This is a genomic window from bacterium, assembly GCA_016716565.1.
GTDB lineage: Bacteria > Bacteroidota > Ignavibacteria > Ignavibacteriales > Ignavibacteriaceae > IGN2.
Window position 1 is genome coordinate 1,428,705 of sequence record JADJWC010000001.1, and the last position, 11,371, is coordinate 1,440,075.

Annotated in this window: 7 protein-coding genes; all 7 read left to right on the forward strand. The window is 37.2% G+C overall.

Annotated elements, in window-relative coordinates:
* The first annotated feature begins 6 nt into the window (after nucleotides 1–6).
* The 7 genes from IPM14_06250 (at nucleotide 7) to IPM14_06280 (ending at nucleotide 11,348) form a co-directional block, all read left to right on the forward strand.
* The gene (locus IPM14_06250; GenBank protein MBK9097723.1) at nucleotides 7–489 is read left to right on the forward strand and encodes a hypothetical protein; all 483 of its coding nucleotides are present in this window, start codon (nucleotides 7–9) and stop codon (nucleotides 487–489) included.
* A 35-nt stretch (nucleotides 490–524) separates the two neighbouring features.
* Nucleotides 525–830: a hypothetical protein gene (locus IPM14_06255; protein ID MBK9097724.1), complete on the forward strand. Its 306-nt coding sequence runs from the start codon at nucleotides 525–527 to the stop codon at nucleotides 828–830.
* A 613-nt stretch (nucleotides 831–1,443) separates the two neighbouring features.
* Nucleotides 1,444–1,677, forward strand: a complete 234-nt coding sequence (locus IPM14_06260; GenBank protein MBK9097725.1) for a KH domain-containing protein — start codon at nucleotides 1,444–1,446, stop codon at nucleotides 1,675–1,677.
* 178 nt (nucleotides 1,678–1,855) lie between these two features.
* Nucleotides 1,856–4,726 carry a T9SS type A sorting domain-containing protein gene (locus tag IPM14_06265; protein MBK9097726.1) on the forward strand — a complete coding sequence of 957 codons (2,871 nt, stop codon included), beginning with the start codon at nucleotides 1,856–1,858 and terminating at the stop codon, nucleotides 4,724–4,726.
* 88 nt (nucleotides 4,727–4,814) lie between these two features.
* A complete protein-coding gene (locus IPM14_06270; protein ID MBK9097727.1) occupies nucleotides 4,815–8,141 on the forward strand; it encodes a right-handed parallel beta-helix repeat-containing protein in 3,327 nt (1,108 codons plus the stop codon).
* Nucleotides 8,142–8,637: 496 nt separating this feature from the next.
* Entirely contained in the window at nucleotides 8,638–9,555 is a 918-nt protein-coding gene (locus tag IPM14_06275) for a hypothetical protein (GenBank protein MBK9097728.1), read from the forward strand.
* A 599-nt stretch (nucleotides 9,556–10,154) separates the two neighbouring features.
* On the forward strand, nucleotides 10,155–11,348 hold the full coding sequence (locus IPM14_06280; protein MBK9097729.1) for a T9SS type A sorting domain-containing protein: 1,194 nt from the start codon (nucleotides 10,155–10,157) through the stop codon (nucleotides 11,346–11,348).
* Nucleotides 11,349–11,371: the final 23 nt, after the last annotated feature.

Consider the following 11,371-nt stretch of genomic DNA (forward strand, 5'->3'; position numbering starts at 1 on the left):
GATGCTATGAAATACTTTTTTTCTTTTGCTGTACTGCTTAGTTTATTGCTTTTTTGTGGATGTGAGGAAAACATAACAACAGCTCCGGGTACGAGTCTTATTAAGACGAACTCTCAGATCATTCACGATAAAATTCCGATTTGCTGTGAAGTCTGCGATCCTCTCTCCGGCGTATGCAGAGTTAATGGATGCGTGGAATACACACATCAAATTCTGACAATGGCTAATAATCAAGATGGTTTGTACACAATTCAGCTGGATTTGAACATGTTTTCAAAACTCTGTGATAAGTGCATGATGATGCACCCGGAATGGCTCATAAGAGGGTACAGCCAGGAAACTGTAAATGTAAGTGAAGAAGGAATTGCTCTGGTTACAAAATACTACGACATAACAAACAGGTTTGATGTGGTACTTAGAGTAATATATCTGGTTACAACAGAAGGCGCAGGAATAGCTGAAATAAAAATTATTCCGATGCAGCCATAATTAATTATATAAAAGCATTATAGGAGTTTACAGCAGTGATTGTAACAGCAGCTACACAATTGAATAAGAAAAGCAGGGCAAATTTTTTTCTGGAATCGGTAGAACCTACTCAATTCATGAAACAGGCAAAAATAAAAATTAACCTGCCTTATAGAACCCGGATGACCGTAATAATTACAAATGTGTACGGAAAAGTTGTTGATAAGATGATTTCAAGCGTTCAAAATGCTGGCTGCTATGAACTTGAATTTAGTTCAGAAGAACTTCCGCGAGGGACATATTTCTGTCACGCTATTGCAGATAATTTTTCTGAATCAAAAGAACTGGAATTGACTAAATGATTTTAATTCCTACCTCCTTAAAACGGATGAATGAGAGGGTGGAAATTGATTACTAAACAAGCGCACCCGGTAACACAATTTCGCCCTCTTTATTTAACAATGGATGATTGAGGTAGTTTTTAGAGCTGTACGATTAATTATTGAGCTTGCCCACAGCACAGCAAAAAGGAGGGTGAAGTTGGTTGAAGAAGGTATGCGCTTCCTATAAAACAATTTTACCCTCTTCCCTCTAAATGGTTGCAGCGGGTTGCATCATAAATAATAAATCTGTGCAGTAAGAATTTTTATAAAAATGTGAAGCGGTGATTGCAGTGTTCCAAAAGTTGTGCAGTAGCAGTAGATACAAATCTAAAAATCAGAAGCCTTTATCAGGATTAATTCGACCTGATGGTTTCGCATTTACAAGTGATGTTATATCACATCATTTCCTTAATGCAATTTATTTTGGAGGCAGATCTCCCCGGAGGACATCCCGAAATGTTCGTATCAATTCGGGGTGGGAGGACAGCTCGGGCGGGCGGAGAACCCGCCCGGTTTTAATATCAGCTTTCTTTTGCAATTCAATAGAATTCACAAACAGCCATTTCTCAAATAAAACTAAGAGGATGTTTCAATGAAAGAATTTATCGAATTTATTGTTAAACAGCTCGTCGATAAACCTGAAAAAGTAATGATTGAAGAAATAAGCAACGATCAGAAGACCTTTGAAATAAAAGTTGAAGTTGATAAAGGGGATATCGGTAAAGTTGTTGGCAAAAAGGGTAAGAACGTAAACGCACTACGAACGTTACTTACTGCAGTTGCTGCAAAAGATAAACACAGAGCAACTTTGCAAATCCTGGAGTAATTATAATTAATTAGGTCCTGTCGATGTTAAATTTCTATAAAATATATTCAAACTGCAATAACGCCTTCCTCTAAATCACCTTCGGGTGTTTAATTCTCAGCACCCGTGGGTTGACCAGTCTTTAAAATCTTTTATACACAAAAATTTCATTTTTTAACAACCATAAATAGGAGGTTATATGAAACGGTTATTTGTACTTTTCATTATTCTTTTTGCTGTTCTTTATTCCAGCAATATCATCGCACAAGAAATTGGCTCATTAAAAAGAGCTAATGAGATTCCAATTCCTGAAAAAATTCAAAAGATTGTTCTTGATCCGCTTCCAGCAGGGACTTACTCGATTGGTACGGGAGGTTACTTCTCAACGATCCAAAGTGCGTTTGATAAACTAAGCACAGATGGTGTTGCAGGTGCTGTCACTCTTGAATTAATTGATGAACTTTACACCGCAACAACAGGACAATATGGTTATATCCTAAACGGACCAATTCCTGGTGCAGGACCAAACAGCAGAGTAACTATTAAACCAGCCGAAAATAAAAATGTAATCATTGAGGGAAGTAATCAAGCTTTATTATATCTGATAAACACAAGCTATGTAACATTTGATGGAGTTGCTATAACTGGACCGACTACTTTAACTATCCACGCTCTCCAAAATCTAAGTTATGCTTTTAATGATGCTTTAGATTTTATAAATGATTCTGACCATGACATAATCCAAAATATTATATTCATAGTGGAAAAAACTACCAATGGCAGTGGCTCTGGTTTCTGGTGTCCATATGCAGGGACTACGACCGCACCCGACAGTAATCTGATTCAAAATAACTTTGTAAAACAAGCGGGAATTGCATTGTATGTCTCTAGTGAAAATTCATCAGCAAGAGCAAATGGTAATATCATCAGAGGGAATCAAATAGGTTCGGAAACTGACAGCTTAATTTCCTGGGGAATTCAATTAGAAAAATGTCAAAATAGTATAGTTGAGAACAATACTGTTCAAAACATAAAAACCATATTCGGTTCTGGGGAAATAATCAATCCAGGAATAAATTCATACAGCGGATCTGGAGACATTATTCGCAGCAATATCGTCCACAATATTAAATCTAGTACTGGATATTCAAGTGTCGGAATTTTACTATCAGGTGGTTCAGGTAGTAATAATTTAATTTATAACAATATGGTCTATGATATTCAAAGCAGTTCAACTCAATCCAACAGCAGAGTAGCTGGAATACAAATCTGGCTTCAGACTAATCCAAAAATATATTACAACACAGTATATCTTTCTGGAAGTGGTGCAAATCCACAAGGCTCAGCTGCTTTTTATATCTATGGTGGCTGGGGTGCGTCGACAGGTGTTGATTTGAAAGACAACATATTTATTAACACACGGGATGAATCTCAATACTGTGCCTCTGCAATTTATGACTACAATATTTATAATCTTACCTCGGATTACAACGATCTTTTCTATCAAGCAAATCAGTATAACTGTTTAGTAAGAATTGGTAGTACTGATTATCTAACTTTAACAGATTGGCAGGCAATGGGAAAAGATTTACACAGTTATGCTGAAATGCCGAATTTTGTATCAACCAATGATCTACACATAGATATAAACATTTATACTCCACTTGATGAACACGCAATTCCGATTTCAGGAATAGATTTCGACTTTGATAGAGATACACGTAATGCAACTTCACCTGACATTGGTGCAGATGAGTTTGATCTTGCACAAAATGCAACAGTATGGCAGATGCAGAACTCAAATTTTCCGTCAAATGTTTTGGTAGTGGATTTCTCTTCAGTAGACGAACAGGTGTGTTGGGCTGTAAGTCAGGTACATCCAGGCAACACAACACCATACGCTGGATATATTCGTACAACTGATGGAGGAAATAATTGGGTTTGTGATACCATCACGGGTCTTACGAATGACTATTTCCAACAAGTTTTCGCAATAGATAAGGACACAGCATATATTTCCGCATATAAGCTAATCGGAACCAGCGGTACTTCAAGAGGGATTTACAAAACCACTGATGGCGGAACAAGCTGGAACAGGCAGAATGCATTCAATTCCTCACAGAGTGGACCGGGTATTATGCATTTCTTTGATTCACAGAATGGTGTAGTTATAGGAGACCCTAATCTTGAAACTTATACAACGAGTAATGGTGGATTAACCTGGAATCCCGTTACAATGCCTACTCCCTTATCTGATGAAGCGACTTGGCTCGGTGAAAGTCGAATTACCGCAGTTGGAAATACGGTTTGGTTTTCCACTAATTATCGTTTATTCAAAAGTACAGATAAAGGATATACTTGGACGTTTCTTTTTAATGAACAACAATATTTTGGCTGGTTGCCGTCAATCGCTTTTCAGGATAATCAAACCGGTATCTATGCATTAAAGATTGCTGGTTACGGAACTAATCATATCTATAAGAAAACAACTGATGGGGGTACTACTTGGAGTACTCTTTCAAATTCTATACTCGACAACTTAGCGCCTTCCTGTATACAGTACATTCTAGGCACGAATTCAGTTTATGTAGCTGTTGGAGGCAGAACTCCAACAATGAGAGGTACCGCAGTTACTTATGATGCTGGTGAGTCCTGGACTCTGATTGATACCGTCGGTGTTTTCTTAATTAATTTTGTGAATGATCAATTCGGTTGGGGTTCACAATATGCAACAAATATTGTCTACAAGTATGTTGGTCCAAGAATTATTAACTCGGTTGAAGAGGAAGTTATTGATTTAACACCAACAGGTTATTCACTTTCACAAAACTATCCAAACCCATTCAATCCGTCTACAACTTTTAGATACTCAGTACCAACTCAATCCAAAGTTGTAATAAAAGTATATGACATACTCGGAAATGAAATTGCAACATTAATGGATGAAGAAAAATCTGTTGGTACTCATGAGTTAACGTGGAATGCTGTTGGATTATCAAGTGGTATTTATTTCTATCAACTAAAAGCAGGTAGCTATATCGAAACGAAGAAGATGATTCTTCTGAAGTAGTCAGGAGTAAGAAGACAGAATTTAGTAGGGTGAGTCCGTGACTCGCCCGAATTAAAAAAACATTTAACAACCATAACTCGGAGGTTATATGAAACAGTTACTTTTACTTTTCGTTTTTCTTTTCACAGTGTTTTTCACTTACACTGTAGTCGCTCAGGAATTTAGATCAATAAAAAAAGATTATGTGGTTTCAATTCCTGAAAAAATTCAGAATCCTGTTCTCGATCCGCTTCCTGCTGGAACTTACTCTGTTGGTACAGGCGGTTACTTTGCTACAATTCAAGCTGCGTTTGACAAACTAAGCACTGATGGTATAGCCGGAGAAGTGATTCTTGAACTAACGGATAATCTATACACAGCGCCAGCAACGCAATTTGGTTTTGTACTAAATGGACCAGTCGCAGGTGCAGGACCAACCAGCAGGGTTACAATAAAACCTGCTGAGAATAAAAATGTAGTCATTGAAGGAAATGGTCAGGATGTATTAGCAGCAATTAATACAAGTTATGTAACTATCGATGGTGTCGGTTTAACAGGACCGAGTACTTTAACAGTGCATGCACTTTATAATAATCAATTTGGCTGGAATGCCGGCATCGAATTTATTGATAATTCAGACCATAATATTTTCCGTAACATAACATTTATCAGTGACGATATAGATAGAGGTGGAGGTGGACCTGGATTGTACACGCGGATGGGTATTAATGCAGTGGCAGATAGTAATCTTTTCGAAAACAATTTCATAAAAAAATGTGGTGTGGGAGGAATTTACCTTGCTTTTGATAATGCAACTCTTCGTGGTATGGGAAATATTATAAGAGGTAACTTCCTTGGCTCTGAAACTGATAGTTTACTTGGCTGGGGAATACAAGTAGAGCACGCACAAAACACAATTATTGAAAATAATATTATTCAAAATCTGAAACACACTCCTACAAATGTTTCAAATGTTATTAATGTCGGAATAAATTCTTATTCGGGTCTTGGAGACATTATAAGAAATAATATTGTACATGGAGTTAAATCAAGCAGTGGTTATACCGCAACTGGTATTATGTTATCTGGAGGGAGCGGAAGTAATAATATGGTTTACAATAATATGGTATATGATATACATAGCGCTTCAACGGATGGTAATAGTAGAGTAGCAGGAATACAACTATGGCTGCAGGATAATCCTAAAATTTATTATAATTCTGTATATCTCTCTGGTGAGGATTCTCATTCGCAACCATCGGCCGCTTTTTATATTTATGGTCTTTGGGGTACTTCCACAAATGTCCATATAAAGAATAATATTTTCGTTAACACTAGGGATGACTCGCCATATTGTGCATCAGCAATGTGTCTTCTTGTGAGTTCCATTACGACCTTCATTTCAGATAATAATGATCTGCATTATCAAACCAACCAGTATAATTGTCTTGTGAGGATTTTAGGGACTGACTATTACACGTTAGCAGATTGGCAGGCAACTGGAAAGGATTTTCACAGCATGTCTCTGATGCCTTGTTTCTGCTCTCCTGCACTTCACATAGATTGTACAGTCGCAACTTGCCTTGAATCAAGAGGCACACCGATAACAGGATTAGATATTGATATTGATGGTGATTTAAGACACGATTATCTGCCCGATATTGGTGCTGATGAGTTTGCCGGTCTCATTCCAACAGGTGCTGTTTCTGCAGGTGCTTATTCGGTTGGAACAAATGGTTTCTTTCCTTCGGTTCAGACAATATTTAACAGACTTGAAACCGATGGAGTTGCAGGTAATGTTACTCTTGAACTGATTGATGAACTTTATACAGCACCAACTGATTCTTTCGGTTTAAAATTGAACGGACCAATCCCCGGTGCCGGACCGAACAGCAGGGTCACAATAAAACCAGCATCAAACAAGAATGTTACTATTGAAGGAAATGGATTAGCGGTTCTGTCATTCATAAACACAAGCTGTTTAACATTTGATGGTGTTTCACTCACTGGTTCTACTACACTTACCGTTCACGCTTTAGAAAACTATCAATATGGGTGGAACAACGGTCTTCTCTTTATGGATAATTCAGACCACAACGTAATTCAAAATGTCATTTTTGTAGATGAGGATATTTTAAGAACCAGTGTCGGTCTTGGAGTCTATACTCAATCAAATACACCGGTAACCCCAGATAGCAATTATATCTTTAATAATTTCATAAAAAAAGCAGGAATAGGGATATATGTTTCTTCTTATAGTTCCTCTGCCCGAGCTACAGGAAATATTATCAGCGGAAATATTATTGGATCAGAAACTGATAGTTTAATCAATTGGGGCATTCAAATTGAAAAAAATCACAACACTACTATTGAAAATAATATTATTCAAAATATAAGAGGTTCCAGTTTCGCTTTTGATTTCGCATTTGGAATTAATTCCTATTGGGGTTCCGGATGCATAATTAGGAATAACATTATTCACAATATTAACACAGATTATACGGGTGGTAGTACCGGTATATTATTATCAGGAGGAGGTGGTCATGAGGGATATGATAATTTAATTTACAATAATATGATTTTTGATATAAATAGTTCATCAATGGGATGGGATAGTAGAGTTGCAGGAATACAGATGTGGAATCAACACAATACTAAAGTCTATTATAACTCAGTATATCTGTCTGGGACTGGAGAAAATAAGTTCGGCTCTGCAGCGTTATATCTTAGCACTGCCGGGTCAGTTACAAACCTAGATGTAAGGAACAACATCTTCATCAATACAAGAGATGAATATACCTATGGTGCATCTGCAATTCATTTAGATGATATAACAGCAATAAATATTTCTTCAGATTACAATGACTTATACTACGATAATAGTAATCAGTACAATTGCCTTGTGAGCATATTCAACAATGAATACTTAATTTTATCAGATTGGCAGGCAACAGGAAATGATCTTCACAGTTATGTCGAAATGCCGCATTTTATTTCCTCGACTGATTTACATATTGATGAAACAATAGCAACATACCTTGAATCACGCGGTACTCCACTCGCAGGAATTGAAAACGACTTTGACGGAGACACACGACATGCATCTACTCCAGATATCGGTGCAGATGAATTTGATGGAATAGTTGGTGTTGAAGATGAAGAATCTGTTCCAACAGAATTCGCGCTTGAGCAGAACTACCCCAATCCATTTAATCCAAGTACAACTTTCAGATACTCAATACCAACTCAATCAAAAGTTGTAATAAAAATATATGACATACTTGGAAATGAAATAGCAACATTGATGGATGAAGAAAAATCTGTTGGCACATACGAGCTGATGTGGAATGCACAGAATCTCTCGAGCGGTATTTACTTCTATCAACTTAAAGCAGGAGAATTTACCCAAACAAGAAAAATGTTATTGCTGAAATAATAAATCAAAAGTGTAGGGGCACAAAATTTTGTGCCCCTACGAAGGTAATGTGAGAATGAAAATGTTATTGCTGAAATAATTAATACTAATGGAGGGAAAAATGTATAGTGAAAAACAAAAGGACAACTCTCTGTATTTAATGGTATACATAACTTTATTAATGATACTCATTTTTTTGTTAGGATATATTTTTCAAATAAAAGCTTGAAATAATATTGAAACGAAGAAAATGATATTAATAAAATAGTTATTGCAGTAGAGACAAGCGATCGCGTGTCTCTACAAATGTAGTGTGAGAAATGAAAATGTTATTGATTAAACAAAAAAATAATTTATCCCCTCCTGCCTGAGTAGGGGACTAAGGGGAGGTGGGAGATTTTCACCACCCCGGTCTTCGACCACCCCTCCTCAGAGAGGAGGGGAATTTGAAAAAAGTGTTTTTTGAAAATGAATTGTTCTCTAATTAATTATTTATCAACCATAAATAGGAGGATCTATGAAATCGAACTTTTTCAAATTGTTGTTGCTCATTGCTGTTTTGACATTGAGCAATGGTTCTTTATTCGCCCAGTATGAGTGGGAAAAGTATGCAAGCAATCCACTTAGCATCCACGGCTCACCCGGTTCGTGGGATGAAAGCGTTATTACACCTTGTGTTATTTTCAACCCGGACCTGAACAGGTATGAAATGTGGTTTGGAACTTTTGACGGTACCTACCCCAATAACGGAATTGGATTTGCCTGGTCAACAGATGGAATAACCTGGACTAAGCATCCATCAGCAGTAATGACACCAAGTGGAAGCGGATGGGATGCTGTCTCTGTCGGCGAATGCAGTGTAATCAAAGAAGGCAATGTTTATAAAATGTGGTACACAGGTCACCCAAATTCAACACGCACACCTTCATATATCGGTTATGCAACTTCAACTGACGGAGGATTAACCTGGGAGCCATATGCTGGCAATCCTGTCTTAAGCCCCGGCACAGGATGGGAATCTGCAAGAGTTGAATTTCCTTCTGTAATTAAAGTGACTGGAGGTTACTGGATGTTTTATACAGGTGAGTTATCTCACGGAATAGCACGCACAGGCAGAGCATTTTCTACAGATGGAATTAGCTGGCAAAAGGATACCGCACACAATCCTGTTTTACTCCCAGGTGGTGCAGGTGAGTGGGATCAAAACAATTATCTTGGAAATGTTATTGAACTAGATAACACTCTTTACATTTACTACACAGGTGAAACAAATCCCGGTGTAAGCGGCTCTGCAATTGGTGGTGCATCTTCGACTGATATGGGAATAACGTGGACTAAGTTTCAGAACAATCCTATTATTCAACGGGGAACAAGCGGGCAATGGGATAACGGCTGGATTGAAACAGGTTGGCAGTTTTTGCTCATAACGAATTAAAGCTTTATTACGATGGTGGTGGTTCAGCAACCGGTTATCTTGGCAGAATTGGTCTTGCAATTTCGGATCCTCTCCCAGCAGGAACTTATTCAATTGGTAGTGGTGGCAACTTCGCAACAATTCAGGATGCATTTAATAAACTTGAAGCAGATGGAGTTGCAGGCAATGTTACACTTGAACTGATTGATGAACTTTACACAGCGCCGACAACTCAATATGGCTTTCAACTAAATGGACCAATCCCCGGAGCCGGACCAAACAGCAGAGTTACAATCAAACCAGCTGAGAATAAAAATGTTGTAATTGAAGGAAATAATGAAGGCGTGCTCTATTTGATTAATACAGGTTACGTAACATTTGATGGTGTTGATGTAACCGGATCGACTACTTTAACTATTCATGCCCTTCAAAACTTAAGTTATGCTTACAGTGATGCACTTGATTTTATTAACAACTCAGATCATAATATAATCCAGAATATTAATTTCATTGTTGAGGATTATGCAAGAGCAAGTGGTACTGGATTTTGGTACAATCAATCAGGAGCTTTTGCACCAGACAGTAACTTAATTCAAAATAATTTTGTAAGAAAAGGTGGTATGGGATTTTATGTAGTTTCTCCTACTTCAACTACAAGATGTAAGGGGAATGTCATCAGGGGAAATAGAATAGGATCGGAGACAGATAGCTTAATCACTTACGGCATTCAGGTTACTCATAGTGAAAATTCGATTATTGAAAATAATATAATTCAAAATTTGAAAGTGACAATCAGCGGAGCAGACCAATTAACGGCGGGAATAGTCTCAGTCGTAGGTTCTAATGATATTATCAGAAGCAATGTTATTAGCAATCTTAGAGGAATTTCTGGTTTTACTACCTCCGGTATAGCATTATATGGTATCGCCGGCGGTCAGGGAAATAATAGCTATGTATATAATAATATGATATATGATATTCATAGTGTATCAACTCAGACAAACAGCAGAGTAGCTGGCATACAGGTACAATATCAGAATAATCCAAAGATCTATTATAACTCGGTTTACTTATCTGGCACTGGAGAAATCCAGCTTGGTTCCGCTGCGCTTTATATTTTTAGCAATGTTACAAATGCAGATGTAAAGAACAACATTTTTGTAAATACAAGAGATGAATCACCATATTGTGGGTCAGCAATTTATGATTATGGTTCTGCAAACCTAACTTCAGATTATAACGATCTTTACTATGATAATACTAATAATAACAATTGTCTGGTTAGAATCGGAAGCACAGATTATCACACACTTGCAGATTGGCAAGCAACAGGGAAAGATCTTCACAGCTATGTTGAAATGCCGCACTTTATTTCACCAACTGATTTACATATTGATGAAGGTACTGCAACTTATCTTGAATCACGAGGAACTCCAATTGCAGAAGTATTAACAGATATTGATGGAGATGTCAGAGATAATGATTCAACTGATATCGGTGCAGATGAATTTGATGGAATAGTTGGTGTTGAAAATGAGGAAACACTTCCAACGGAATTTGCTCTTGAGCAAAATTATCCAAATCCGTTTAATCCAAATACAACATTCAGATACTCAATACCAAAACAGTCAAAAGTTGTAATAAAATTATTTGATATACTCGGAAATGAAATCGCAACATTGTTGGATGAAGAAAAATCTGTTGGCACATACGAGCTGATGTGGAATGCACAGAATCTCTCGAGCGGTATTTACTTCTATCAACTTAAAGCAGGAGAATTTACCCAAACAAGAAAAATGTTATTGCTGAAATAATAAATCAAAAGTGTAGGGGCACA